Origin of the sequence: Pseudomonas sp. Marseille-Q5117 (assembly GCF_946901175.1) — a bacterium.
In the GTDB taxonomy this organism is placed as follows: domain Bacteria; phylum Pseudomonadota; class Gammaproteobacteria; order Pseudomonadales; family Pseudomonadaceae; genus Aquipseudomonas; species Aquipseudomonas iranensis.
On the sequence record NZ_CAMPPP010000013.1, the window covers coordinates 144759 to 168995 of the forward strand.

Consider the following 24237-nt stretch of genomic DNA (forward strand, 5'->3'; position numbering starts at 1 on the left):
TGAAAGGTTGCCGCTGAATCCGTAACCGACTCGGTCGGCTCCCTCTCCCTGGGGAGAGGGCTGGGGTGAGGGGAAGGGCCAACGCCATTACAACTGGTAGTTCTTCAAATCTCGCGCAATCACCATCCGCTGTATCTCGCTCGATCCTTCATAAATCTGGGTAATCCGCGCGTCGCGGTAGTACTTCTCGACCGGGTAATCCTCAAGATAGCCATAGCCGCCATGGATCTGGATCGCCGACGAACAGACCTTCTCGGCCATTTCCGAAGCGAACAGCTTGGCCTGCGAAGCCTCGGACAAACACGGTTTGCCCGCCGTTCTCAACCGCGCCGCATGGAGGATCAGCAACCGCGCGGCGTTAATTTGCATGTGCATGTCAGCCAGCAGATTGGCAATGCTCTGGTGCTCGATGATCGGCTTGTCGAATTGCACGCGGTCTTTCGAATAAGCCAGCGCCGCTTCAAACGCTGCCCGGGCGATACCCAATGCCTGCGCGGCGATGCCGATGCGTCCGCCTTCAAGGTTGGACAGGGCAATCGCCAGGCCCTTGCCGCGTTCGCCGAGCAGATTGGCCTCGGGGACGCTGCAGTTGTTCAGTGTCACCGCGCAGGTGTCGGAAGCACGGATGCCCATCTTGTGTTCGGTGCGATCGACGATGAAACCCGGCGTGTCGGTCGGCACCAGAAACGCCGACAGGCCTTTCTTGCCCAAGTCCGGATCGGTTACCGCGAAAACGATCGCCAGTTTCGCCCGTTTGCCATTGCTGACAAATTGCTTGGCGCCGTTGATCACCCACTGGCCGTCGCGCAGTTCGGCGCGGGTGCGCAGGTTGTGCGCTTCGGAGCCGGCCTGGGGTTCGGTCAGGCAGAAGCAACCGATGGTCTGCCCACTGGCCAGATCGGCCAGCCAGGTCTTTTTCTGTTCGTCGCTGCCGTAGTTGAGCACCGGGCCGCAGCCGACCGAGTTGTGGATGCTCATGAACGCGCCGGTTGCGCCGTCACCGGCAGAGATTTCCTCAACCGCCAGCGCATAGGCGACGTAATCGACGTAGGTGCCGCCCCATTCTTCCGGCACAACCATGCCGAGCAAGCCCAGTTCACCCATCTTCGCCACCAGCGCGTCGTCGATCCAGCCGGCCTTTTCCCAGGCCTGGGCGTGGGGCGCGATTTCGCCACGGGCAAAATCCCGGGCCATGTCGCGGATCATCACTTGTTCTTCAGTCAGTTCGAGATCGTGCATGACTCAGCTCCCGCTCTCATCAAAACCATGGAAGAAGCTCGCCACCTGCGCAGCGTCCAGCTCAGCGACGGTTGGCGGGTTCCAGCGCGGTGACTTGTCCTTGTCGATCAGCAGGGCGCGCACGCCTTCGATCAGGTCGCCACGGGCAAACCACTGGCGGTCCAGATGCAGCTCCAGCGCAAAGCAATTCTCCAGACTCAGGTGCCTGCCGCGACGGAGCATTTCCAGGGTCACGGCCATGGCCAGCGGCGAGCGGGTTTCCAGCAGATCCGCCGTGGTGACCGCCCATTCGTGGCTGTCGGCGACGGTGACGGCGCGCAATTGCTCGATCATGCTCGGCACGTCGGGCAAGGCAAAGAAGTGGTCAATGGCCGGGCGCAATGCTTGGAGGGGCGCATCGGGCAGGGTTTGCACGGCGTGCTTGGCCAGCAGGTTCTGCAGCGATTTGAGCGGCGTGTCCTGCCACTCCATCTGATCGAGTTTCTCGTCGAGCAGGGCCAGTTTGCTGCTGTCCAGATACCAGTCGGCGAGGCCGCAGTACAGCGCATCGGCAGCGCGAATCTGCACGCCGCTGACGCCCAGATAAATCCCCAGTTCACCGGGAATGCGTGGCAGGAAATAACTGCCGCCGACGTCGGGGAAATAACCGATGGCCACTTCCGGCATCGCCAGTCGGCTCTTCTCGGTGACCACGCGCAGATCGGCGCCTTGTACCAGGCCCATGCCACCGCCGAGGACGAAACCGTCCATCAGGGCCAGCACCGGTTTGCGATAGTGATGAATCGTCAGGTCGAGGGCGTATTCCTCGACGAAGAAATCTTCGTGCAGCGTGTCGCCGCTCTTGTAGCTGTCGTACAGCGAACGAATATCACCGCCGGCGCAAAAAGCCTTTTCGCCGGCACCGCGCAATACCACGGCGTGCACATCGGCGTCAGACGCCCAGGCATCGAGCTGCTGTTGCAGCAGACGCACCATGTCCAGGGTGATTGCATTGAGGCCCGCAGGGCGGTTGAGGGTCAGGTGGCCGATATGATTGCGCACCTCGGCCAGCACGTCGTTTGGTATGGCATCCATGGACGGGGTCCGCCGGGATGAAGCCTGAGCTGTCATCAGTAACTCCCTGCTTTTATTGTCTTTATTCGAAAAGCCCGCGCGCGGGCGTTAGCGGATCGTAACAGTGCAAATTTGTCGTGTACAACGGGGATATGTGCAGGGGGAATCTGCGTTTTTACATGCCTCGAAATTGCGTGGCTATCGGAAGGTTTCGCTGATGCTGCGGCGCTTGGCGTGCAGTTCGCTGGCGTGGATCAGGCGTTCGAGGTCTTCGGGGGTGACGTCGATGAAGGCTTCCATGTCGGCCAGCGCCAGTTTCAAGTCTTCGGCGGTAATCGCCTGGCGGTCGACCGGGACCACTGGCGGTGCCGGGTCGGCAGCGCGTTTCGGATAGCGGATGCGGGTCAGGTTGTTATAGGCCAGCGCGCTGACGAGCATGCACAGGGCGCCGAGCATCACCGGCTCCATGGCTTTCCAGTCCATGGCGATGGTCGCAGGGTCGGCCAGTACCAGCGTCAGCGCCAGGGCGCCGGCCGGTGGGTGCAGGCAACGCAGCCAGCACATCAGAATCACCGCCATGCCGGCGGCAAGGCAGGCGCTGCCCAGTGTTCGGCCGAGCACGTGAGCGACCAGCAGGGCGACCACGCCAGCACACAGGTAGCCGCCGAGAATCGACCATGGCTGGGCGAGGGCGCCGGAGGACACGGCGAACAGCAGCACCGCCGAAGCGCCGAGCGGGCCGACCAGGTGAAAGGCTACGTCATGGCCGAACACCTGCGCGCACATCCACACGCTGAACAGCGTGCCCAAGGCCATACCGATCGCGGCACGGCTCCATTCAGTGGGGCGGGTGTTGATGGCAGCGGGCAACCAGCGAGCAAGCATGTAGAACTGATCCTTTACAAAATCCGGGGCAAAAAAAAGGACTTGTCCGGCATATCCGGAAAGCCCTCGAAGCGTTCCAACATTGGGGGAGGAACGCGCGTAGTTTGCCGATCAAACTCGATGCTGACAAATTCATATAAATGCAGTTTTAGTGCACTATTTTTGCATTGAACGGGTGCGCCGCGCGCTGACGAAGCATAGATAACCGCCCAGCGCCGCCAAGCCGCTCAGGGCGTAGAACATGCTCGGCGCCGGCGTATGCATCAGCAGAAACCCGCACAGCACTGGGCTCGCCCCACCGCCGAGTGCAGCCAGGTTCTGCGCGCCGTAGTAGCTGCCGCGCAGTGCCTCCGGGGCGAGGGTATCCACGAAGAGGAAGTCTGCCGGGTAAATGATCATTTCGCCCAAGGTGAAGATGAACATCGCCACGCACCAGCCGAGCAGGCTGTCCGCCACACTGAAGCCAATCAACCCGACGATGAACAGCGCAGTGCCGCCAGCAATCCAGTGACGCAGGTGTTCGCGACTGAGCCAGCGACCGACCTGGTATTGCAGCAGGATCACTGTGATTGCGTTGCAGGCGAGCAGGGCGGCCATGGTGTCCAGGGTCTGTTGCTGGGTGTGGGTGACCAGCAGGTATTGCGACAGGTACAGGGTGAAGCGCCCGTGCACCAAGGTGCTGAGCAGGCAGCCAAGGGTGAACAGCACCATGGTGCGGTCGTTTTTCAGGATCATCAGCGTGTTGAGGAAACTTTGCGGCGCACTGCCGGAAGTTGTCGGACTGGCATCCCTGGTCGCGCCGAGCAGCAGAAAAATACTGCCAATGGCGATCGCACCGGCAACGATGAACGGCGCGGACGGCTGCACCCCGGCAATCACCACGCCAATCATCGGGCCGACGGCGTAGCCGATATTGGTCAGCGTGTAATTGAGGGAAAACGCCTTGACCCGCTGGCCCACCGGCAGGTTTTCACTGAGGATCGCCTTGGAGCCGATCAGGAACAGCGCCGACGCGGTTTCGCTGATGATCAGCACCAGGGTGACCAGATACAGGTTCTGCGCGAAGGTCAGCAGGATCAGGCCGATACCGCTGGAGAGCATGGCCACAATCAGCAACTGGCGCTTGTCCAGCTTGTCGATGATGTAGCCACCGTACAGCGACAGCAATGTTGCGCTGAATACGGCGATGCCGAGCAGCAAGCCGACATCCTGCGGATCGAGCCCGAGCTTGTTGCTGAGGAACAGCGTCAGCAACGGACTGACCAGGGCGCGGCTGATGACCACGGTCAGCGAGCTGATCATCAACCGGCGAATAAACGGCGAATACATGGCCACGGAAGGGGAATGTCCTTATTCGGGAAGCCTGGGCGAACGCCATCCTCTCTGGGCAGCCGCCACCGGTCAAGCTCCATCGCTCCATGCGCACAACCCCTGTGGGAGCGGGCTTGCCAGCGATCGCGGGGGGTCAGGCAACATTTGAGTCAACTGATACTCCGCCATCGCTGGCAAGCCAGCTCCCACAGGGTCTGTGTGCAGTCCACTGCCATCACTGGCCACCAGCGGGCCAGTTCAAGCCACATCCGACTCCGCCGGCCTGTGCCGCAATGTGATCGGCAACTTGCACGATTCACCGCGCCCCATCGGGAAATACTGGAAACCATTGCGCGCCAGGCGCCCGGCGTCGTACAGGTTGCGGCCGTCGAAGATGACCGGGCTGTTGAGGCGCTGTTTGATCAGCTCGAAATCCGGGGCCTTGAACTGTTGCCATTCGGTGCAGATGATCAGCGCATCGGCGCCGGCCAGTACCGATTCCGGCGTGCCCATCAGCATCAGTTTTGATTCGTTTGGATAGAGATTCTGGGTTTCCACCATGGCTTCCGGATCAAACGCGCGCACGCTGGCCCCGGCAGCCCATAAATCTTCGAGCAGAACCCGGCTCGGCGCGTCGCGCATGTCGTCGGTGTTGGGCTTGAACGCCAGGCCCCATAGGGCAAAGGCCTTGCCGCGCAAATCGCCCCGGTAGAACGCGTTGATGCGCTCGAACAGCTTGTGCTTCTGGCGCTGGTTGATCGCTTCTACCGCTTGCAGCAGATCACTGGAGCAATGCGCCTGTTCGGCACTGTGAATCAACGCGCGCATGTCCTTGGGAAAACACGAACCGCCGTAGCCGCACCCCGGATAGATAAAGTGATAGCCAATTCGCGTATCGGCACCGATGCCCTGGCGCACTGATTCGATGTCCGCGCCGAGGTGCTCGGCGAGTTCGGCGATCTGGTTGATGAAGCTGATCTTGGTCGCGAGCATGCAGTTGGCGGCGTATTTGGTCAGCTCGGCGCTGCGCAGGTCCATGAACATGATGCGGTCATGGTTGCGGTTGAATGGCGCGTACAGATCGCGCATCACATCGCGCACTTCAGCGCCTTCGCAACCGATGACGATGCGATCGGGGCGCCGGCAATCGGCCACCGCTGAACCTTCCTTGAGAAATTCCGGGTTGGAGACAATATCGAACTGCAGCAGGCGGCCAATCTTGATCAGGGCTTTTTCGATGTGGCTGCGCAAAGCGTCGCCCGTGCCCACCGGCACCGTGGACTTTTCCACGACGATCAACGGCTGCTGGCGATGCCGGGCAATCGCGTCGCCGACCGACAGCACGTAGCGCAGGTCCGCCGAACCGTCCTCGCGTGACGGCGTGCCCACCGCGATGAACGCCACCCGCCCATGCAACACCGCAAACCGCTCATCAGTGGTGAACTGCAGGCGCTGCGAGTCCAGGCCCTCACGCACCAGGCTGGCCAGTCCCGGCTCGAAAATACTGACGTGACCCTGGCGTAACTGCTCGATTTTCTGCGCGTCGACATCCATGCACACAACGTCGTGACCGACCTCGGCCAGCACCGCCGCTTGCACCAGACCGACATAACCACTGCCAAACACCGTGATCTTCATGCCGCACTCCTGTTCGCAGTCCCTGCATTGAACATAAGAGCGCGATGTTTCAGTTCGCCTACCGTGCAGATAAAGCCGCAAACAGACCGTTCGGGGAATGCCCGATTGACTTTTACCGCCTCGAACGGCAGGTTGTCGGCCTTTCGCGGCAACCCCCGTCTTTGAGTCACGCCGTTTTTTGCGTTTCATTTCATGCATTTATTGTTTTTGTTGAATCGTTTTTTATTTCAAGGCCGTTTCGTTTGAGTGATTTGTCGAGTACCCAACCTGCACCGTCCACCAGCAATCCGCTGACCGTTTACCTGGCGCGACTGGCACCTTCCAGCCAGTTGACCATGCGCTATGTGCTGCAAGATGCCGCTGACCGCCTCGGTTTCGAGGACGTCGATATCGAAGAAATCCCCTGGCACGGTCTGCAACCGGAAGACGTGGTGGCGCTGGTCGCCGCTTTGCGTGCCGACGGTTATGCACCGAACACCTCGTCGCTTTACGTCAACGCCGTGCGCGGGGTGATGAACGAGGCGTGGCGCATGAGCCTGATCAGCCAGGATCACCTGTTGAAGATGCGTTCGGTCAAGGGCATAGCCGGCACACGGCTGTCCCAGGGGCGCAACCTCAAGCGCACGCTGATTCACGAACTGATGGAAGTCTGCGCTGCCGACCCGCGCCCGCAGGGCTTGCGTGATGCGGCGGTGATAGCGTTGCTGTATGGCACCGGCATGCGCAAGTCGGAATCGGTGGATCTGGATCTGAGTCAAGTCGACTTCAACGAACGCAGCCTGACCGTCACCGGCAAGGGCAACAAACAGCTGATCAAGTACGCGCCGGCCTGGGCCTTTGCCAAGCTCGACGCCTGGCTGGAACTGCGTCGTTCACAGCTCAAGGAAGGCGAGAGCGACGATGCTTTTCTGTTCAATCGCATTCGCCGGGGCAGCCACATCACCCGCGAGCGCATCACCAAACACGCGATTTACTACATCGCCCGCCAGCGCGGTACGCAGGTCGGGGTGAAAATCATGCCCCACGATTTTCGGCGTTCATTCATCACCCGGGTGATCGAAGAGCACGACCTGTCGATCGCGCAGAAACTCGCGCATCACAGCAATATCCAGACAACCGCCAACTACGATGTGCGCGATGACAACGAGCGGCGGCGGGCGGTGGATCGCTTCGATTTGTGACGCGTTTAGCCCGATGAAGGGCAATTGCGCGCGGCCGTCGCAGCCTGAGTGATTTGTGCAGCAAGCCGTTTGACGTTGTTCTGTTGCGCAGTCACCAGCTCTTCGATGCTTGGCCCTGAAGGCGTCTGCAACACCGAGCGACAGGTCAGTAGCGCCGCGTCCGCCGCACCCAGCGGGCGCACTCGCCATTTCACGTCGATCAAGGCGTACTGGCCGGGAATCGAATCGAAGCGCTGCACGTCGATACGGACCGAGGCGCGCTGCTGGCCGACACCGCTGCTCAATTGATCGATCAGCGCGCCGCGCAACTCATCGGCAAGAGTGGCGCTCCACCAATCGGTTTCCAGAATCGCCACGCCGCTGTTGCCCTGGCGAATCACAATCTGCGCGCGATCGACCTGTGGCGGCACGCTGATGCTTTCGATGGCAATGTCGGCGCCGTTGCGGCTGGCACCCGGGTGCGCCGGGGTCAGTGTGTGAAAGCTGATCGGGTCGCTACGGCACGCAGTCAGCAGCAAGAAGGCAGCGAGCACGGTGATCTTCAACGGTAAAGCCATGGATGCAGCTCCTGTGCTCAATTGCGTGGCGGTCCTTTGAGGTCCAGCGGCGCGGCGTTGTCGGGGCGTCCGCGAATCAGCGACTCAGGGTGGCGACCGAGGTAATCCGACAGCTCTCGCAACGAGCGCGACATGCGCCCGAGCTCGTCGAGGGTCTCGGTGAGTTGCTCACGTTGCGGTGAGTCCTCGGCGAGAGTCGCATTGGCGGACTGCAACGTCTTGCTGACATCGGCGAGGGTGCTCTGTACGCCCGGCAAAGTCCTGGCGTTGAACTGCTTCAGGCCCTTGCGCAGCTCGACCAGATTGCCGTCGAGGTTGCTGGCGATGCGTTCAACCGGCAATGCGTTGATCTTGTTGACCATCGCCTCGAGTTTTTCCTGCAATTGTTCGAGGCTGCCGGGAACGGTCGGAATGGTGACCGGCCGTGCCTTGGGGTCGAACGCGACTTTCGGCGCTTTGGGATAGAAATCCAGCGAGATATACAACTGACCAGTGAGCAGGTTGCCATTGCGCGCCTGGGCGCGCAGGCCATTTTCGATGAACGTGCCGATCAGGCGCGCGCCGGTGGCCTCATCGTTTTCGTCGCCATGGTAGGTCTTGAGAATCTTCGCGTGGGCACGGCCGAGTCGCTGCGGATAAATGACGATGCCGACGTTCACCGGAAAGGTGCGCTTGACCTCGTCGAAGTCGAGATTGACCGCCACCACCCGGCCGATTTCGATACCGAGAAACTCTACGGGCGCATCCACCTTGAGGCCGCGCAAGGCCTGATCAAACCGCAGCGCCAGATATTGCGCCTTGCCGTCGGGCGGGGCGAGGGCGGCGGTCTGGTTGGCGAACAGCTCGAAACTCTTGTCGTCGCTGGCCGGCTTATCGTCGGGGCTATAGTCCGGGGCGCGGAAAGCGATGCCGCCAACCAGCAGGGTCGACAGCGATTCGGTTTTCACCGCGAAGCCGTTGGCGCCTACATTGATATCGATGCCACTGGCGTTCCAGAAGCGGGTGTTTTCGGTGACGTAGGCATCGTTGGGCGAATGCACGAATACTTCGATATTGACGCCTTTGCCGTCCGGGTCCAGCGCGTACGACACGACCTGGCCAACCGGAATCTTGCGGTAATAAACGGGGGAGCCGATGTCCAGCGAGCCAAGGTCCGCGGTGTGCAACGTAAAGCGTTTGCCCGGTTCGCCGTAGGTGATCGGCGGCGGGTTCTCCAGACCCTTGAAGTTTTTTGAGCGGGTATTGGCCTGACCAATGTCGGCGCCGATATAGTCGCCCGACAGCAGCGTATCGATGCCCGATACACCGCCAGCGCCGATACGCGGACGTACGACCCAGAATTGCGAATCCTCGCGGGTGAAGGCTTCAGCTTGCTTGGCCAGTTTGATCGTGGCGTTGACGTGTCTATGGTCGTTGGCCAGTTCGACGTCGGAGACATGGCCGATGACTACGTTGCGGTACCGGACTTCGGTCTTGTTTGCGGTCAGGCCATCGCCGGTCTTGAAGGTGACGGTGATGACCGGGCCTTCCTGAAGGATGTTGTGAATCACCAGCGAAATGCCGACCAGCACCGCCACAATCGGCACGATCCATACCAGTGAAATCGCGAAACGGCGGGTTTTGATCGGCGCCTGACCGGGTGCTCGCGGCTCATCGCTGGCTGACGACTTCATCCATGTCCTCCTCAATTTATCGGGCCCTGAGCGTCGGGAACGCAAAAGCACTCCATCAATATAGAAGTGCTTGGCGATAGAGCAAATGTGTATAGCTGGCGTGGGACGCGATTGCGGTGCAAGGAGCTGCCGAACGCTGCGACCTGATCGTTCCCATGCTCTGCGTGGGAATGCAGCCCGGGACGCTCTGCGTCCCAAGATCGCAGCCTTCGGCAGCTCCTACAGGGGCCAGAGTCGTGGCGGGCTCAGCCGAGCATTTCGCGCACGCGATACCAGAACATACCCAGCGCCAGCAGCGGCGAACGCAAGGCCGGGCCACCGGGGAAGGTCATGTGCGGCACACCGCTGAACACGTCCATGCCCTGGCTGTGCCCGGCATGAATGGCTTCGCCCAACAACTTCGCGCACCAATGGGTGACGTTGAGGCCATGACCGGAATAACCCTGCGCGTAAAACACGTTCGGGTGCTGCTTGAGCCGGCCAACCTGAGGAAAACGGTTGGCGGTAATGCCGATCTTGCCGTCCCATTGGTAGTCGATGCGCACATCGGTCAGTTGCGGGAATATCTTGAGCATTTTCGGGCGCATATAGGCGGCGATGTCCGCCGGATCGCGGCCGGAATAATGACAAGCGCCGCCAAACAGCAATCGTCGATCAGCCGAGAGTCGGTAATAGTCCAGTCCGACTTTTTGATCGCACAGCGCCAGGTTCTGCGGAATCAACTGGGCGGCGCGTCTTTCGTCCAACGGCTCGGTGGCGATGATGTAACTGCCGGCGGGCAGCACTTTGCCGCTGAGTTTCGGCTCGAGGTCATCCAGATGCGCGTTGCAGCCGAGCACCAGGCTGCCGGCGCGCACTGAACCCGTGGCGCAACGGACCTCGACAGTCGGGCCATGGAGGATTTCCAGCACCGGACTCTGCTCAAAGATACGCACGCCCAGCGATGCCGCGAGACGCGCTTCGCCCTGGACCAGATCCAGCGGATGCAAGTGCCCCGAACCCATGTCGATCAATCCGCCGGCGTACACACCAGCGTCGACCACTTGCTGCCGGATCTGCTCCGGCCCGACCAGCCTGGTTGCGTGGGTATAGTCGAGTTCGCCGAGGCTGTCCTGTTCCTGCTTGAACGCGGCGAATTGCGCGGCGGTGTTGGCCAGTTCGCAAAAGCCCCAGCGCAGATCACAGTCGATGGCGTTTTCAGTGATGCGCTGGCGCACCATCTTTACCGAATCGATGCCGGCGCGCTGCAGATAGCGCACGCCGTCCTGGCCGACGTAGCGAGCGAACCCCTCGACTTCATGGCCGATACCGCGAATCAGCTGACCGCCATTGCGCCCGCTGGCGCCCCAGCCGATACGTCGCGCCTCAAGCAACACCACCGACAAACCGCGCTGGGCCAGCTCAATCGCGGTATTGACGCCAGTGAAGCCGCCACCGATTACGCAGACGTCGGCAAGCAAATCACCATCCAGCGCTGGGTAGGGCGTGCTCGCCCGCGCAGAAGCGGCGTAATAAGAGCCGGTGTGTTGTGCGCTGTGCTGATTCATTTGTTCGACTTCACTTTGCTCCACGACCGGGTCATCAGACGCATGATCGCCTGGGGCGGGGTCGAGGAAATGTAGAGTTTGTCGAGCACCGACTGCGGCGGGTAAACCTCAGGGTTGTTGACCAGTGCCTCATCCATGAACGGCTTGGCCGCCGGATTCGGATTGGCGTAGCCGACGGTGGCGCTGACCTTGGCGATCACCTGCGGATCGAGCAGGTAATTGATGAAGGCGTGCGCCTCTTTGGCGTTGCTCGCATCGGCTGGGATCGCCAGCAGATCGAACCACAGGTTGGCGCCTTCCTTGGGGATGGCGTAAGCGATATTCACACCGTTCTTGGCTTCCTTGGCGCGGTTGGCTGCCTGGAACACATCGCCGGAGTAACCGAACGCGACGCAGATGTCACCATTGGCCAGGTCCGACACGTACTTGGAAGAATGGAAATAGGTGATGTACGGGCGGATGCTCAGGAGCTTGGCTTCGGCCTTTTTGTAGTCTTCAGGGTTTTCACTGCGCGGGTCCATGCCCATGTAGTTGAGGATGGCCGGGAAGACTTCGTCGGCGGAGTCCATCATCGACACGCCGCACTGGCTGAGCTTCTTCAGATTTTCGGGTTCGAACAGCACGGCCCAGGAGTCGATGTGGTCGATGCCGAGCACTTGCTTGACCTTGTCGACGTTGTAACCGATGCCGTTGGTGCCCCACAGGTAAGGCACCGAGTGCGCATTGCCGGGATCATTTTTCTCAAGTAATTCAAGCAGTTTCGGGTCCAAGTTCTTCCAGTTTGGTAACTGTGAACGATCGAGCTTCATGAACGCCCCGGCCTTTACCTGGCGGGCGAGGAAGTGGTTGGACGGCACTACCACGTCGTATCCGGTCCGACCGGCGAGGAGTTTGCCTTCAAGGGTTTCGTTGGAGTCGAAGACGTCGTAGATCACCTTGATCCCGGTCTTGCTCTGGAAGTCGGCGAGGGTGGTTTCGCCAATGTAGTCGGTCCAGTTGTAGACGCTGACTTGGGGCTCGGCGTGGGCTACGGCACTGAACAGCACGCTCAGTGCGACCGGGAGTACGGATTTCAATAGACGCATATCGACACCTCTTCTTGTAATGATCGTTCCCACGCTCTGCGTGGGAATGCCGCAACGGACGCTCCGCGTTCGGCTTTGGATGGGACGCAGAGCGTCCCGGGATGCGTTCCCACGCGGGAGCGTGGGAACGATCAACTGTGCGGCCGTCTTCGCGAGCAGGCTCGCTCCCACAGGGACGAGGCGCCGTCAGACGCTCAGCAGCAGGAACTCACGCTCCCACGAGCTGATCACGCGCTTGAAGTTTTCGTGCTCGGCGCGTTTGACCGCGACGTAGCCGCGGACGAATTTGCTGCCCAGGTACTCTGCGACCTTCGGGCACTCTTCCATCTGCGTCAGGGCTTCTTCGATGGTGATGGGCAGGCGTAGATTGCGCCGTTCGTAGGCCCGGCCTTCGACCGCCGCGCTCGGCTCGATCTTCTCGACCATGCCGATGTAGCCGCACAGCAGGCTTGCGGCAATCGCCAGGTACGGGTTGGCGTCGGCGCCGGGCAAGCGGTTCTCCACGCGCATCGATTCCGGCCCCGATGTCGGCACACGCAGGCCCACCGTGCGGTTCTCTTCACCCCATTCGACGTTGACCGGTGCCGAGGTGTCCGGCAGGAAGCGGCGGAACGAATTGACGTTCGGCGCGAACATCGGCAGGACTTTCGGGATGTATTTCTGCAAGCCACCGATGTGATGACGGAACAGCTCGCTCATGTTGCCCTCGGCATCGGCGAAAATCGGCTGACCCGTCGCGATCTCGACCACGCTCTGGTGCAGGTGCATGGCGCTGCCAGGCTCGTCGCCGATCGGCTTGGCCATGAACGTCGCGGTGACGTTGTGCTTGAGCGCCGCCTCGCGCAGGGTGCGCTTGAACACGGTGATCTGGTCGGCCAGATCCAGCGCATCGCCATGACGGAAGTTGATTTCCATCTGCGCCGGGCCGTCTTCGTGGATCAGCGTGTCGAGGTCCAGGCCTTGCAGTTCGCACCAGTCGTAAACGTCTTCGAACAACGGATCGAATTCGTTGGCGGCATCGATCGAGAACGACTGGCGACCGCTTTCCGCACGGCCCGAACGGCCAAGCGGTGCTTTGAGCGGCAGGTCCGGATCTTCACAGCGCTGGGTCAGGTAGAACTCCATTTCCGGCGCGACAATCGGCTTCCAGCCCTTGTCGGTGTAGAGCTGCAGAACTTTCTTCAGTACGTTGCGCGGCGACAGTTCGATCGGGTTGCCGAACTTGTCGAAGGTGTCATGGATGACGATGGCGGTCGGCTCTATCGCCCACGGAATAACGTAGACGGCGTCGGAAACCGGTTTGCAGACCATGTCGATGTCGGCCGGATCGAGCAGGTCGTAGTAGATGTCGTCGTCGACAAAATCCCCGGTTACCGTTTGCAGCAGCACGCTTTCCGGCAGGCGCATGCCGCGCTCATGCAGGAACTTGTTGGTCGGTGCAATCTTGCCGCGGGCGATGCCGGTCAGGTCGCTGACCACGCATTCGACTTCGGTAATCTTGTGATCTTTCAGCCAGGTGAACAGCTGATCGAAAGGGGCGTTCATAAAGACCTCGTTATTGGTTTTGTAGACGCCGGGGAGGGCGGGTTTCATCTTCCGCCCCTTCCCCTGTGGCGCGTTGGCGACTATCTTGGGCGCGGCTTGCGATTCCATCTATCCACTTTCAGCAGCACCAAAGCGCACCAAAAGAGTGCGCAAGGTCACCCCATGACAACGTGCAATCCGCTCCAGGTACAAGCGTTCAATACCGCCGACGTGGCCGAGCAAATCCGCGCCACACCGGGCTGGGTCCAGCATTACCAGCAGATGTCGCCGGGACATTTCGCCGGGCAGATTCGCTATCTCGATCTGCAGGGCGTCGAGGTTTACGAAGAACAGATGAACACTCGGGTCGAGCAGAATTTCAGTGCGCCATCCGGGGCTCTGGCTTTCTGCTTTGATCGCAGCGACAACGCGCTGTACCTGCTCAACGAAGAGAGCCGCAACATCTGGATCACCCCGGAGAACTACCGGGAAATCGCCGTGGTATTTGGTCCGGATTTCGTCCGCGAGCACGGTTTGCAAGTGGCGAAACTCGAAGGGTTGTTCATGGCGCCACTTAACTGCGGACAGAACGCTTTGTTCAGCGGCTGGTTAAGCTCGATTCTCACGAAGTTGGCGCAAGCTGCTGATCCACTTGATAAAGATCGCCTGACTCAACAGTTGCTTGAGGACTGCCTGTTCATCCTTGATAACGCTCACACCAGCCTTGATCGCAGCGGATTGCAGCGGCGCAACAACGAACGCCAAATCATCAAAAGAGTAGGGGAGTGGGCGGCTGATTCGCCGGAAGACACGGTCAATCTGCTCGAACTTTCTCACGTTGCCGGCGTACCGTTGCGCCAGTTGCAACAGGCTTTCAAGGCCTACACCGGAATGACCCCGAGTCACTGGTTACGCCTGCGGCGGCTGAACAGTGCGCACCGTGAATTGCTCAAGCGCAAGCCCACGGAAACCACCGTTGCCGAAGTGGCGATGCGCTGGTCGTTCTGGCATCTGGGACGCTTTTCCAGCAGTTACCGCGCGCTTTTCAAGGAGCTGCCGAGCGAAACGCTCAAGCGCTGAGCAGAAAAAGGCTTTGTGTCCTTCGAGAAGTTAAATAGAATCAGTCTCATTTGAATCTACCTTCGCGCAGGGTCTCTTGAGATGATTGAAGCTACGTCACCGTCGGAGCAGAGCCTGCAGCAGTTGTATCGCGAGCACCGCGGCTGGCTGGAAACCTGGCTGCGCCGGCGCATGGGCAATGCGTGGGATGCGGCGGACCTCAGTCAGGACACCTTTCTGCGCGTCCTGTGCAACGCGCCGCCACTGGCCGAGTTGCGCGAGCCGCGCGCGTATTTGCTCACCGTCGGCAAACGCCTGCTGAGCAATTTCTACACGCGGCGCCATCTGGAAAAAGCCTACCTCGACGCCTTGGCGCAATTGCCGGAAGCGTGCGCACCGTCGCCGGAGCAGCGCTGGTTGCTGCTGGAAACCTTGCAGGCGCTGGATGAATTGCTCGATGGCTTGCCGCGTGCGGTGCGTCGGGCATTTCTTTGGAGTCAACTCGAGGGCCTCGGCTACCGCGAGATCGCCGAGCGCTTGCAGGTTTCCGAGCGCACGGTGAAACGCTACATGGCCCAGGCTTACGAGCATTGCCTGCTGGCGGAGCTGTAATGCGCGTTACCCCGAGCGAGGAAACACGGCAAGTGGCACGGGCCGCAGCGCAATGGCTGGCACTGCTCGAATCCGGCGGCGCCAGTGATGAAGATCACGCCCGATTGCAGCATTGGCGCGCCAGTGACAGTCGCCACGAGAACGCTTGGCAGAAAATCCAGCAGCTTCGCCAGCGTTTCGCAGGTTTGCCGCCGACACTGGCCATGGCCACCCTGGATCGGCCTGATCCGGCGCGGCGCGCGGCACTCAAGCGTGCCTTGGGCGTGGCGGCGCTGGTGCCGGCGGCGTGGTTGATCAGTCGGGAGCTGCCGCTGGAGGCCTGGCGCGCCGATTTGCACACCAGCACTGGCGAGCGGCGCAAAGTGCAGTTGGCCCAGGATTCTTCATTGCAACTCAACACCGACAGCGCGGTGAATGTCGATCTGCCTGCACGTCAGCTGACAATGATTCGTGGCGAGATGGCGCTCAACGTGGCGGGCGATTCAGCCTTTATCGTCAACGCGCCTTATGGGCGGATGATCGTCAATCACAGCGACATCTCGGTGCGCCTCAATGCGCGCGATTGCCAGGTCTGCGTGCTGCGCGGTTCGGTGCAATTGCAGCCGCTGCACGGCCCGGCGCTGGTATTGCAGCAGGGCCAGCAAGTCAGCCTGCAAGCTTCGGGCGCGGGAGCGGTGACGGCATTCGATGCGTTGATGCCCGGTTGGCGCGACGGTGTGCTGATGGCGCAAAACCAGCCGCTGGGTGATTTCCTTCGCGAGCTGAGTCGCTACCGCTCGGGCGTGCTGCGCTGGGATCCGGCGCTGGAATCGCTGCGCATCACCGGCAGTTTCCGCCTCGACGATACCGATCAAGTGCTGGCACTGCTGGCAGCCAGTTTGCCCGTCGACGTGCACACGCGAACGCGATTTTGGGTGTCACTGGTACCGCGCGCAGAAAAAACTGGCTGAAGCCTGTCCCTTTTTTTCGCCTCGCTGGTCATTCCAGGCAAGTGAACAAAATCGAGAGCTTCTTCCAATGCCCGCAGTATTTCCAGGTCGTTTGCGTCCGTTGTTGCAGTTGAGCCTTTTGCTGAGCCTGAGTGCCAGCCCCTTATTGATGCAATCGAGCTGGGCCGACGATGGCAGCCGCCGCAGTTATCAGGTGCCGGCCGGTAGTCTGAGTACAGCGCTGACGCGCTTCGCCGGTCTCGCTGGAGTCAATCTTTCGGTGGATCCGGCGCTGGTCAGCGGCCGCAACAGCAATGGTTTGTCCGGCGAGTTCGGTGTAGAGGAGGGGTTCAGCCGGTTGTTGCTGGGTTCCGGTTTGCAGCTGCAACCGGTCGGTGATCAGGCTTATACGCTGGTGCCCGCAGCGCAAGACAGCACCTTGCAACTGGCACCGACATCGATTCTCGGCGCGAGCGGTTCAGCGGATGCCGACGTGTTTGCTGGCGGTCAGGTTGCACGGCGCGGCTCGCAAGGGCTGTTGGGCTCCAGGGATTTCATGGAAACCCCGTTCAGCATGACCACCTACACCAGCGAAACGGTGAAAAACCAACAGGCGCGCACCCTCGGCGACTTGATCGGCAGCGACCCTTCGGTACGCGCCACCAACCCGGCCGGTGGCCGCTATGAACAATTCACCATCCGTGGTTTCAGCCTGTTCAACAGTGATGTTGCCTACAACGGCCTCTACGGAATCTTGCCGACGTACACCATTGATATGGAAATGGCTGATCGCGTCGACATCCTCAAAGGTCCGAGCCAATTGATCAACGGGATTTCGCCACGGGGCAGTGTAGGAGGGGGGATCAACGTCGTACCGAAACGCGCGACCGACAAGCCGATCACCTCGCTGACAGCCAATTACGCCTCGAACAACCAAGTCGGCGGCGCGGTGGATATCGGACGGCGTTTTGGTGACGAAAACCAATTCGGTCTGCGCTTCAACGGGGTCAAACAGTCCGGAGATACGGAATGGGATCACCAGAGTGTCGATCGCGACATGGCGGTCCTTGGTCTGGATTTCCGTGGTGAACGCTTGCGACTTTCCACCGATATCGGCCACACCGAACGCGACACCGACGCACCGCAGGAACGCGTGCAAGTCGCCGCCAATGCCAAAGTGCCGAACGCCAATCATGTGCGCGACAACTATGCGCAACCCTGGAGCCAGGCGCGTACCAAAGACACCTTCGGCACAGTCAACGGTGAGTTCGATGTCAGCGATTCGGTCATGCTGTATGGCGGCGTCGGCGCACGTAAAAGCAATCACGAATTCTTGCGCCACGCGGTTTCGGTGACCAACGATGCCGGTGATTTCAGCGTCCAGCCACGAGATTTCACTCGCGACGAAAACGTTCGCACGGCTACCGCTGGTGTTCGTAACTGGTTCAGTACTGGGCCGGTCAGCCATGAAGTGAACCTGGCGGCCAATTACTTTTATATGGACTTCGAAAACGGCGGCGCGCGTTACGCGGCCGGGCGCAGCAATCTCTACGACCCGGTGGAAATCGCCAGACCCGGCACGCCGACCCGCAATGACGCCAAGGTCTACACCGAAAATCGCTTCAGCGGCGTGGCGCTGTCCGACACGCTCGGCTTCTTCGAGGATCGTCTGTTGCTGACTTTGGGCGCGCGCTGGCAGCGGGTCAAAGTCGATGACTGGAGCGACGGCATCAAGGGCGACACGGCTTACGATGAGGAAAAAGTCTCGCCATCGGGCGGGATTCTGTTCAAGGCGACGGACAAACTTTCGCTGTACGCCAACTACATGGAAGGCCTCAGCCAAGGCAAGATCGCGCCATCGACATCTATCAACGAAGACGAAATCTTCCCGCCATTCATCAGCCGCCAGGTTGAAGTCGGCGCCAAGTACGACGCGGGCTCATACGCGCTGACGGCAGCGGTGTTCCGCATCAAACAGCCTGCCTACGAAACCAATGCGACCACGCGAGTCTTCGGCCCGAACGGCAAGCGTGAGAACAACGGCGTGGAACTGAGCGTGTTCGGCGAACCGCTCAAAGGCTTCCGGTTGCTCGGCGGGGTGATGTACATCGACAGCGAACTGACCCACACCACCAACGGCACATTCGACGGCAACCGCGCACCGGCGACACCGAAATACAACGTCAACCTTGGTGCGGAGTGGGACGTGCCGAGCGTGCCGGGGCTGACTTTGACCAGCCGTGGTATTTACTCGAGTTCGCAGTATCTGGATCAGGCGAACGACAAGGAAATCGACTCCTGGGAGCGGTTCGACGTAGGTACACGCTATGCTTTCAAGCTGGACGAGAAGACCATTACCTTGCGCGCCAATGTCGAAAACGTGTTGGATAAACGCTATTGGAGTTCGGCCGGTGCATCGGATGATAGTGAGCCGGGGTTGACGCTTTCTACGCCGCGAACGTATCTGATGTCGGCGACGATAGACTTCTAATGGAGCAGGGTAAGTGCGTCGATTGTCTTCGAAAATACGTTAACTACACTAAATGGCCGTTTAGTTGAGCTAACAAAAATTGGTCGCGATAGCGGCCGAGGTAATGACTCAGCCCAACTCAACATGGCTTTTCGTTATGAGCAATAACGCAAACGGGCCTAAAAAACTGTTATTTCTTACAGTTTTAAAATTGCTCTGAGGCGCAAAGGATAGTCGCTGCGTAATGAGCACATTCTCTCCAAGGAGCAAACGCCATGACAACGTTCAGCGATGACCAGCTCTTGAACCTGACTCCAGAGCAATTGAAACAATTAACACCCGCGCAACTGGCACGCCGAAAGGATTTAATCCACGAACCGGCGGATCAGCGTGTTGTTACGAAGATTATTAATGTGCAAACGACCGAGCCTATAAACCCGGTGAGTGACGAGTAAATTTTCCAGAAGTGTAGACAAAGCGTTTCAACCAGCTCAGAAATCCCGTTACGGTAAGTAGCGGGATTTTTTTCAGTTGAATGATCGAAAGGGGAAATCTGCGGCAATACCGGAGGTAGAGGTTTGGCAATATTTATCGTGGCAGTGGATTTCGATTACGCGTGGCAATCACGACAACCATGCGAAGCCCGTAACATCTTGTTACGTGTAATGTATATTATGTTAAATGTTGGATGTGAATGGCCTCAGGCTTTAGATGCCAGATCCACCACTCCTAATGCGGCAATCGCTACGACTGGACGCTGCGCAACACCGATGTCGGCGAAGTCTTGGGCATTGGCAAGCGCATGAAGGCTCATCTGGAAACAATGGGCATCAAGACCGCCATGGACTTGGCGAAAGCCGATCCATGGATGCTTCGCCAGAAATTCAGCGTGGTGATCGAGAAGACTGCTCGTGAAGAAGCCGTCGCCACCTACACCCAGCACGCAGCAGAGAAACTCCGAGCGCAAAACTCGCTATGCAAGAAAATCCGCGTCACCATTCGCACCGGCATGTTCAATCCCGAGGAAGCGAAATATGCGAATGGCGGCTTAGTGGAATTGCCGTACCCGACCAACGACGCCCGGCTGATGACGAAGGCTGCGACCGAAGTGGTCAATCGCCTCTTCCGATCGGGCTTAAGGTAATGCGATGAAGAGAAAACCAAGAATGAGTGCACCTCAGACCAGTAATTCAGCAACCCAGCCTGGGCCTAGCTGGACGTTTGACCCTGATCGCATGAACCGAATAGCCGATTGTCATTCGATCATCGAAGTACTTCGCCACATCCAACACAGTGGGCCGGAATGGGCGCACCGTAATGTCCGAATTTGCTTTCCCGGCCAATCAAATGCATGGGCTCTGGTGTACCCGCTTCAGAATGCCAGTGCCCCGTACTTTGACTTCATGTATATCCACAAAGAGCCTCCTCAGGAAGTGCTGTCCGCACTGCTAAGGAAGTATCCACAGTGTTCCGTCATCGACTGGTCGCCCGGACGCTTGGCCTGCATCGAAGCTCAGGAGGCGGATGTTGAGACGCTCGCTGAAATTATCCAGGATCTAGCTGAAGCTGCTTGGGATGAGCACATCACATTCGTCGATGCTTCGTACGAGGAAATGGGTAAAGCTTGACCCCATAGCGGACGGTCGACCTTGGCTTCCCAAGCGCGTGCGCAAAGATCAGGTCTTTGGCAACAATCGACAAGACGGGAACGGAACGCAGGTCAACATAATCGAAGGGATGTTTGTTATGAGCCACCTTAACAACGACTTGAGGGCCGATTTCGTTGAGGCACTTGAGGAGATTTCGACGCTGATGTCCATTGCATACGACCAGCTTGGCCCTTTACCGGAAGACCATGCATTAGCTCAGGCAGGTTTAGAGAATGGTGTTGAAATAGTTCTGGATTATGTCGATCACAACGAGGCTGGAGTAGCGTTCGAACACTTGCTTTACATGATTAACGAACCACCGCTCGTTGTTTCTGAAAAATGCATAAAAATTTTAGCTCGGATCGCAAAGTCCTTGAAGATGCCATTCACGAGATGAAAAAAATTTACCCATCTGAAGATCAGCTTTGAGTCGAAAACAGTCACTCCCACCCGAAACTTCCACGGAGAATTGGCCCATGAAAACCGCCCTAATATCCGACACTCACAACCTCCTCCGCTCCGAAGCCATCAGCGCGCTCCAAGGCTGTGACCTGATCATCCACGCCGGCGACATCGGCAACCCGGACATTCTCGCCCAATTGTCCGAAATTGCTCCCGTCCATGCCGTGCGCGGCAACAATGATCTCAGCAGCCCATGGGCCAAAGACCTCCCCGACTTTCTGACCTGCACTCTCAACGGCTGGCACACTCTCCTTATCCACGACATCGCCGACGTCCCCGCCGATTTAGATCCAGACATAAAGCTCATCATCACCGGCCATTCCCACAAACCGCGCATAGAATGGCGCGGCGATCGTCTATACGTGAACCCTGGTAGCGCCGGCCCTCGGCGTTTCAAATTGCCGGTCACGCTGGCAATTCTCGAGATACAACCCGACAGTATCGAGCCGCGCCTGATTTCCCTGCTGGATCCCCCCGCCTGAAATCGCTACGGTTACTGCGATCCAGAACCAGGAAGCGCCACCTCCTACCAAGCCCGACCTATCTCGCGGCGAACCGATCCTCAACGCCGTTGAGCGTGCGATCAAGTGACAGGACAGCGGGTTTAGATCCGATCCGCGCCGCTCAGCAGGGCGGACTGACACTTCCGACATGGAGGCGTCTAATCACCCGATTAATCTCCCCTGCCACCCGCCCCGTCGCCTCCTCGATCGTTCCCTCATTGCGGCAAATAAACCAACCCTGATCGGCAGCGGCCACCTCAAACGCCTCAGTACAAGCGACATGCTCCTCCAGACCGCGAAGTACAGTACTGCTCAAGCCGCGCCGGCGTGAACCTGCCCTCTCCCACGAAATCTCCGCCGCTGTAACCACCCCGACATGCAGGTCTGGCACCTGTACGTTGCGGTCAATGTTCAATTGCAGGATTTCAGCAAACGGGACTATCCGGCGAAACGCGGCATCGGACGGGTACCAGCGATCGATGAGGATGATGCTGTCGGCGGGTTGTTTGGTCAGCACGTGCTGGGAAATCCAGCGGCGGCTATCAGCCAGGCGTTGGCAAACGTCCAGTTCCAGATCCCTGTCAGGATGGCGGACGAGCCGGTTCACCAAGTGCATTGTCTCGCCCCTGAAAGGGTCGCTTTTTTTCTCGCAGAGTCGGATGACTTTCTGGTTGTCTGCCCTCAGGACTTCAGTGATGGCCTCCAACAGCGAGGTTTTGCCGACGCCTTTGGGGCCATCCAGAGCGACAAACAGCGGACGAGTCATTTTTCTCACAGGCTTTAACGGGGAGTAGCGCGCACTCTAACGGATTTTCAGGTTGAACCTCTGTTGCTTAGCAGGACTCCCAAATTCAAATCCAGGAGAAACCTATGACCCAGACAGCTCTAGTCGTGGGCGCCAGCGGCATCGTCGGCAGCGCCATCACCCAGTTACTCATCGACAACCAGTGGCAAGTCGCTGCGCTGTCGAGACATCCATCGCAAGCGCACGGCGTGATTCCTGTGGCGGCAGACCTTCAGGATCCTGCTTCTCTGGAACAGGCGCTGAGGGATGTGAAACCCACTCATGTGTTCATTACGACATGGTCGCGGCAAGCCACGGAGGCCGAGAACATTCGCGTCAATGCGGCCATGGTGCGCAACGTCCTCGCCGCCATTCGCCCAGCGAAAAGCGTCAAACACGTAGCACTGGTTACCGGCCTGAAACACTACCTCGGCCCGTTCGAAGCCTATGGTAAAGGCAGCTTGCCGCAGACACCGTTTCGCGAAGAACAGGGTCGTCTGGATGTCGAGAATTTCTATTACGCTCAGGAAGACGAACTCTTCGCCGCTGCGGAAAAGGACGGTTTCACTTGGAGCGTTCATCGCCCGCATACCGTCACTGGGGTGGCCGTGGGCAATGCGATGAACATGGCGACCACCCTCGCCGTCTATGCCTCGATTTGCAAACACACCAATCGCCCTTTTGTGTTTCCCGGATCCAGGGTGCAGTGGGACAGCCTCACCGACATGACCGATGCGCGGCAGTTGGCGAAACAGCAACTGTGGGCGGCCACCACGCCGGCTGCCGCAAATCAGGCATTCAATATCACCAATGGCGATGTATTCCGCTGGAAATGGATGTGGAGCCGAATTGCCGAATACTTCGACCTGCCTGCTGCTGACTATCCCGCGTCACCCTCGCCTCTAGAGAAGCAGATGGCTGACGATCAAGCCGTATGGACGCAAATAGTCGCCGAACACGATTTGAAAGAATCCGATATCGGTCGCCTGATTTCCCCATGGCATACCGATGCAGATCTCGGTCGCCCTATCGAAGTGGTCACGGACATGTCGAAAAGCCGCCTGATGGGCTTCACTGCCTACCAAGCGAGCGATCAGGCATTTTTTGACGTGTTCGACAGGCTGCGGGAGATGCGCTTGATACCTTAGGCGTTTCCAGAAAGATAAGGTGGGGCACCTGGCGTGCCCCCCTCATTCAACAGTACTTTCCACGCCCTCGCCCCTCCGCTTATCTGCGACGTTCATTCGCCCTGCGAAATCCTCCCGCCAGCTACCGGCAGAACGCAGCCGATCGTATATCCCAACTCCAAAATAGCGCCTTCGACAGGTATCGCTCTGTATCCAAGTGTGTACGGACGCAAACACGTTACACAACATTGATCTTCCCACCCCTCAAGACACAAGCGAGATACACCAGCACGATGAACTGCGCTCACGGCCAGCGCAGTGCTCCTGTGCCTGACACCTGTCATTGGGAGCACCTGAACGGCTTCCACTTTCTTGACGACGAGTCGGAGGATTAAACCAATGCGAACAAACGCGTCATCGGTCTTGAATCGGCTGCAACTTAATCTCGATCGCGCTGGGGACTGGATCGCCCCTTTAAGCCTGCGCGTTTTTCTGGCCTGGGAATTTTTTGAAGCGGGATGGGAAAAGTGGAACGGTGAGAACTGGTTCCCGAGCATTCAAGGGGCCTTTCCTTTTCCCTTCAATCAGCTGCCGGCTACGTTCAATTGGCAGTTATCCATGTGGGCAGAACTGCTCTGTTCCATTGCTTTGCTTGTAGGCCTGGGAACACGTCTTTCGGCACTGATCCTCATAGTGGTCACCGTCGTGGCAACTGCCGCAGTTCACTGGCCAGCAGAGTGGTCGACGTTGAGCGAACTGGCTATGGGGTACTCCATCAGCAACAAAGGCTACGGCAATTTCAAGCTGCCGTTGATCTATCTCGTCGCACTTCTGCCACTGGTATTCACAGGCGCCGGCAAGCTGAGCCTGGATGCATGCATCGGTCGGTATCTCAAGCGTTTGAATGCGCGCTGAGTGTTATCGCGTCACCAAGGTTATCGCTCTCAAC

The 24237-nt window shown here is 59.1% G+C and carries 22 protein-coding genes and 1 pseudogene; 12 read left to right on the forward strand and 11 right to left on the reverse strand.

Annotated elements, in window-relative coordinates:
- Positions 1-87: 87 nt before the first annotated feature.
- The 5 genes from OC605_RS19920 to OC605_RS19940 form a co-directional block, all read right to left on the reverse strand.
- Positions 88-1239: an acyl-CoA dehydrogenase family protein gene (locus OC605_RS19920; RefSeq protein ID WP_024012951.1), complete on the reverse strand. Its 1152-nt coding sequence runs from the start codon at positions 1237-1239 to the stop codon at positions 88-90.
- Positions 1240-1242: 3 nt separating this feature from the next.
- On the reverse strand, positions 1243-2349 hold the full coding sequence (locus OC605_RS19925; protein ID WP_110600601.1) for an enoyl-CoA hydratase/isomerase family protein: 1107 nt from the start codon (positions 2347-2349) through the stop codon (positions 1243-1245).
- A gap of 141 nt (positions 2350-2490) precedes the next feature.
- Positions 2491-3177, reverse strand: coding sequence for an HPP family protein (locus OC605_RS19930; RefSeq protein ID WP_024012953.1), 687 nt, complete (start codon positions 3175-3177; stop codon positions 2491-2493).
- 156 nt (positions 3178-3333) lie between these two features.
- The gene (locus tag OC605_RS19935) at positions 3334-4512 is read right to left on the reverse strand and encodes an MFS transporter (RefSeq protein WP_262139025.1); all 1179 of its coding nucleotides are present in this window, start codon (positions 4510-4512) and stop codon (positions 3334-3336) included.
- 234 nt (positions 4513-4746) lie between these two features.
- A complete protein-coding gene (locus OC605_RS19940; RefSeq protein WP_262139026.1) occupies positions 4747-6126 on the reverse strand; it encodes a UDP-glucose dehydrogenase family protein in 1380 nt (459 codons plus the stop codon).
- Between the two features lie 242 nt (positions 6127-6368).
- On the opposite strand from OC605_RS19940, the gene xerC reads away from it, so the two are divergent.
- Positions 6369-7307 (forward strand): tyrosine recombinase XerC, encoded by a 939-nt coding sequence (gene xerC / locus OC605_RS19945; RefSeq protein WP_186569674.1) that lies wholly within the window; start codon positions 6369-6371, stop codon positions 7305-7307.
- A gap of 5 nt (positions 7308-7312) precedes the next feature.
- Here the strand turns inward: xerC and OC605_RS19950 are convergent, their stop codons facing one another.
- The 5 genes from OC605_RS19950 to OC605_RS19970 form a co-directional block, all read right to left on the reverse strand.
- Positions 7313-7864 carry a membrane integrity-associated transporter subunit PqiC gene (locus OC605_RS19950; RefSeq protein ID WP_262139027.1) on the reverse strand — a complete coding sequence of 184 codons (552 nt, stop codon included), beginning with the start codon at positions 7862-7864 and terminating at the stop codon, positions 7313-7315.
- A gap of 17 nt (positions 7865-7881) precedes the next feature.
- On the reverse strand, positions 7882-9537 hold the full coding sequence (locus tag OC605_RS19955; protein WP_262139028.1) for an intermembrane transport protein PqiB: 1656 nt from the start codon (positions 9535-9537) through the stop codon (positions 7882-7884).
- Between the two features lie 245 nt (positions 9538-9782).
- Positions 9783-11084: an NAD(P)/FAD-dependent oxidoreductase gene (locus tag OC605_RS19960; RefSeq protein ID WP_262139029.1), complete on the reverse strand. Its 1302-nt coding sequence runs from the start codon at positions 11082-11084 to the stop codon at positions 9783-9785.
- A complete protein-coding gene (locus OC605_RS19965) occupies positions 11081-12169 on the reverse strand; it encodes a polyamine ABC transporter substrate-binding protein (RefSeq protein ID WP_130902550.1) in 1089 nt (362 codons plus the stop codon). The genes OC605_RS19960 and OC605_RS19965 overlap by 4 nt, the downstream gene beginning before the upstream one ends.
- 186 nt (positions 12170-12355) lie before the next feature.
- Positions 12356-13714: a glutamine synthetase family protein gene (locus tag OC605_RS19970; RefSeq protein ID WP_016774729.1), complete on the reverse strand. Its 1359-nt coding sequence runs from the start codon at positions 13712-13714 to the stop codon at positions 12356-12358.
- A gap of 162 nt (positions 13715-13876) precedes the next feature.
- On the opposite strand from OC605_RS19970, the gene OC605_RS19975 reads away from it, so the two are divergent.
- The 9 genes and pseudogenes from OC605_RS19975 (at position 13877) to OC605_RS20015 (ending at position 21356) form a co-directional block, all read left to right on the forward strand.
- Positions 13877-14773: a helix-turn-helix domain-containing protein gene (locus tag OC605_RS19975; protein ID WP_024012961.1), complete on the forward strand. Its 897-nt coding sequence runs from the start codon at positions 13877-13879 to the stop codon at positions 14771-14773.
- Between the two features lie 81 nt (positions 14774-14854).
- Positions 14855-15364 (forward strand): sigma-70 family RNA polymerase sigma factor, encoded by a 510-nt coding sequence (locus tag OC605_RS19980; RefSeq protein WP_110600592.1) that lies wholly within the window; start codon positions 14855-14857, stop codon positions 15362-15364.
- Positions 15364-16314 (forward strand): FecR domain-containing protein, encoded by a 951-nt coding sequence (locus OC605_RS19985; protein WP_110600590.1) that lies wholly within the window; start codon positions 15364-15366, stop codon positions 16312-16314. Before OC605_RS19980 ends, OC605_RS19985 begins: the two co-directional genes overlap by 1 nt.
- Positions 16315-16381: 67 nt before the next feature.
- The gene (locus tag OC605_RS19990; RefSeq protein ID WP_262139030.1) at positions 16382-18784 is read left to right on the forward strand and encodes a TonB-dependent receptor; all 2403 of its coding nucleotides are present in this window, start codon (positions 16382-16384) and stop codon (positions 18782-18784) included.
- A 254-nt stretch (positions 18785-19038) separates the two neighbouring features.
- Positions 19039-19218, forward strand: coding sequence for a hypothetical protein (locus OC605_RS19995; protein ID WP_125927040.1), 180 nt, complete (start codon positions 19039-19041; stop codon positions 19216-19218).
- A gap of 293 nt (positions 19219-19511) precedes the next feature.
- A pseudogene (locus OC605_RS20000) lies at positions 19512-19904 on the forward strand (DNA polymerase V subunit UmuC); the annotation flags it as partial.
- 25 nt (positions 19905-19929) lie between these two features.
- Positions 19930-20391 (forward strand): hypothetical protein, encoded by a 462-nt coding sequence (locus OC605_RS20005; RefSeq protein ID WP_262139031.1) that lies wholly within the window; start codon positions 19930-19932, stop codon positions 20389-20391.
- 118 nt (positions 20392-20509) lie between these two features.
- Positions 20510-20809, forward strand: a complete 300-nt coding sequence (locus OC605_RS20010) for a MafI family immunity protein (protein WP_262139032.1) — start codon at positions 20510-20512, stop codon at positions 20807-20809.
- A 79-nt stretch (positions 20810-20888) separates the two neighbouring features.
- The gene (locus tag OC605_RS20015) at positions 20889-21356 is read left to right on the forward strand and encodes a metallophosphoesterase family protein (RefSeq protein ID WP_186569664.1); all 468 of its coding nucleotides are present in this window, start codon (positions 20889-20891) and stop codon (positions 21354-21356) included.
- 142 nt (positions 21357-21498) lie between these two features.
- On the opposite strand, the gene OC605_RS20020 is transcribed toward OC605_RS20015, so the two are convergent.
- The gene (locus OC605_RS20020; protein ID WP_186569663.1) at positions 21499-22143 is read right to left on the reverse strand and encodes a dTMP kinase; all 645 of its coding nucleotides are present in this window, start codon (positions 22141-22143) and stop codon (positions 21499-21501) included.
- Positions 22144-22247: 104 nt separating this feature from the next.
- Between OC605_RS20020 and OC605_RS20025 the strand changes: the two genes are divergently transcribed.
- Together OC605_RS20025 and OC605_RS20030 are read left to right on the forward strand one after the other, a co-directional pair.
- Positions 22248-23309, forward strand: coding sequence for an SDR family oxidoreductase (locus OC605_RS20025; RefSeq protein WP_262139033.1), 1062 nt, complete (start codon positions 22248-22250; stop codon positions 23307-23309).
- A gap of 378 nt (positions 23310-23687) precedes the next feature.
- The gene (locus OC605_RS20030) at positions 23688-24203 is read left to right on the forward strand and encodes a DoxX family protein (RefSeq protein WP_186569661.1); all 516 of its coding nucleotides are present in this window, start codon (positions 23688-23690) and stop codon (positions 24201-24203) included.
- Positions 24204-24237: the final 34 nt, after the last annotated feature.

Coding starts and splice junctions, on each gene's coding strand:
- OC605_RS19920 (WP_024012951.1), bottom strand. CDS start 1,239: ATGCACGATCTCGAACTGACTGAAGAACAAGTGATGATCCGCGACATG.
- OC605_RS19925 (WP_110600601.1), bottom strand. CDS start 2,349: ATGACAGCTCAGGCTTCATCCCGGCGGACCCCGTCCATGGATGCCATA.
- OC605_RS19930 (WP_024012953.1), bottom strand. CDS start 3,177: ATGCTTGCTCGCTGGTTGCCCGCTGCCATCAACACCCGCCCCACTGAA.
- OC605_RS19940 (WP_262139026.1), bottom strand. CDS start 6,126: ATGAAGATCACGGTGTTTGGCAGTGGTTATGTCGGTCTGGTGCAAGCG.
- OC605_RS19950 (WP_262139027.1), bottom strand. CDS start 7,864: ATGGCTTTACCGTTGAAGATCACCGTGCTCGCTGCCTTCTTGCTGCTG.
- OC605_RS19955 (WP_262139028.1), bottom strand. CDS start 9,537: ATGAAGTCGTCAGCCAGCGATGAGCCGCGAGCACCCGGTCAGGCGCCG.
- OC605_RS19960 (WP_262139029.1), bottom strand. CDS start 11,084: ATGAATCAGCACAGCGCACAACACACCGGCTCTTATTACGCCGCTTCT.
- OC605_RS19965 (WP_130902550.1), bottom strand. CDS start 12,169: ATGCGTCTATTGAAATCCGTACTCCCGGTCGCACTGAGCGTGCTGTTC.
- OC605_RS19970 (WP_016774729.1), bottom strand. CDS start 13,714: ATGAACGCCCCTTTCGATCAGCTGTTCACCTGGCTGAAAGATCACAAG.
- OC605_RS19975 (WP_024012961.1), top strand. CDS start 13,877: ATGACAACGTGCAATCCGCTCCAGGTACAAGCGTTCAATACCGCCGAC.
- OC605_RS19980 (WP_110600592.1), top strand. CDS start 14,855: ATGATTGAAGCTACGTCACCGTCGGAGCAGAGCCTGCAGCAGTTGTAT.
- OC605_RS19985 (WP_110600590.1), top strand. CDS start 15,364: ATGCGCGTTACCCCGAGCGAGGAAACACGGCAAGTGGCACGGGCCGCA.
- OC605_RS19990 (WP_262139030.1), top strand. CDS start 16,382: ATGCCCGCAGTATTTCCAGGTCGTTTGCGTCCGTTGTTGCAGTTGAGC.
- OC605_RS19995 (WP_125927040.1), top strand. CDS start 19,039: ATGACAACGTTCAGCGATGACCAGCTCTTGAACCTGACTCCAGAGCAA.
- OC605_RS20005 (WP_262139031.1), top strand. CDS start 19,930: ATGAGTGCACCTCAGACCAGTAATTCAGCAACCCAGCCTGGGCCTAGC.
- OC605_RS20010 (WP_262139032.1), top strand. CDS start 20,510: ATGAGCCACCTTAACAACGACTTGAGGGCCGATTTCGTTGAGGCACTT.
- OC605_RS20015 (WP_186569664.1), top strand. CDS start 20,889: ATGAAAACCGCCCTAATATCCGACACTCACAACCTCCTCCGCTCCGAA.
- OC605_RS20020 (WP_186569663.1), bottom strand. CDS start 22,143: ATGACTCGTCCGCTGTTTGTCGCTCTGGATGGCCCCAAAGGCGTCGGC.
- OC605_RS20025 (WP_262139033.1), top strand. CDS start 22,248: ATGACCCAGACAGCTCTAGTCGTGGGCGCCAGCGGCATCGTCGGCAGC.
- OC605_RS20030 (WP_186569661.1), top strand. CDS start 23,688: ATGCGAACAAACGCGTCATCGGTCTTGAATCGGCTGCAACTTAATCTC.